The sequence below is a fragment of the Leifsonia sp. NPDC058194 genome (genome assembly GCF_042883605.1).
Taxonomy (GTDB): domain Bacteria; phylum Actinomycetota; class Actinomycetes; order Actinomycetales; family Microbacteriaceae; genus Leifsonia.
The window spans coordinates 621880-622954 of the sequence record NZ_JBHVVL010000001.1; the positions used below are offsets into that span (position 1 = coordinate 621880).

Consider the following 1075-nt stretch of genomic DNA (forward strand, 5'->3'; position numbering starts at 1 on the left):
TGCGTGGTGACCGGGCGGGTGGCGTCCGGGACGGTGCGGAGGGGCCCGCACCCGCAACGACTCACCACTCGCGTGCCGCTAGCCTGGGCGGCATGGAGACCAGGGCCATCGATGTCCACATCTGGAGTGCGGAGTACGACTGCTGCGGGACGCCGTTCGCGGTCGGCGACGAGATCGGCTTCGCTCTGCGCGCGATGCTGGACGGCGACACTGGCGACGCGGGCGACCGCGACCGCCCCGCGTACTTCGACGAACGGCACCCGATGGACGACGACGATCCCCCTCTCGACGTCCGCGGACGAGTGGAGGCCATCACGGCCGTGCACCAGCGGATGGTGCGGGTCGCCGGCGCGCACTACCTGACGAACGACCCTGACGACACCCTGGAGCGTGCGGTGGATGCGGTGCCTGCCGACGGCGCACCGATGGGATACGGCGGAGCCGACTACCGCGTGCTCTTCGCGGTGGCGGCCGAAACGCGTCTGCCCGCTCCCCGTGCGCGGGAACGCCGCACGGACCAGGCGCCCGACGACGAGCTCCGCGGTCCCCTCAACCTCCTCACAGCCGTGGTGGAGGACGTGCTGGCCCGCTTCGGCGAGCGCGTGGAGGTGCTCCGGGCCCGCGGCGATGCCTCCGTCACGCTCGCCCCGCGAGCGGAAGATGCCGCGACGGTCCGCTGGAACGCGTACGAAAACGGCCTCCACGTGGAGCTGGAACGCGCCGAGTGGGTCCTCCCGTGGAGTCCGGAGGGGGTGGCCGGTCTCCGCGAGCTGGTGGAGGCCGCCGAGTCGGGCGGCTTCACCGAGCGCGTCGACGACGGACGCTTCGTCTCGACCGCGACCGCACCGTCCGGGGCTGTGCGGACGGCGGCGGCCGACGCGCCAAGCTTCCCGTCCGGTGGCAGCGGCTTGGTCTGGATGACCGAGACGGCGGCCGTCCGCCTCCACCGCGCTAACTCCGGCCGCGGGTACCCGGCCTGGGGATAGCTCCGGCCGAGAGGTGAGTCGGGGGGGGGGGGGGGGGGGGGCGAGAAGCCCACCAAAAACAACATCCCGCGGGAGGGGACTGTTGGGGT

The 1075-nt window shown here is 72.9% G+C and carries 1 protein-coding gene; it reads left to right on the forward strand.

From position 1 onward, the window contains the following. Positions 1-92: 92 nt before the first annotated feature. Complete coding sequence (locus ACFVU2_RS02945; RefSeq protein ID WP_387870763.1) at positions 93-986, forward strand: DUF6578 domain-containing protein; 894 nt, start codon at positions 93-95, stop codon at positions 984-986. Positions 987-1075 lie beyond the last annotated feature (89 nt).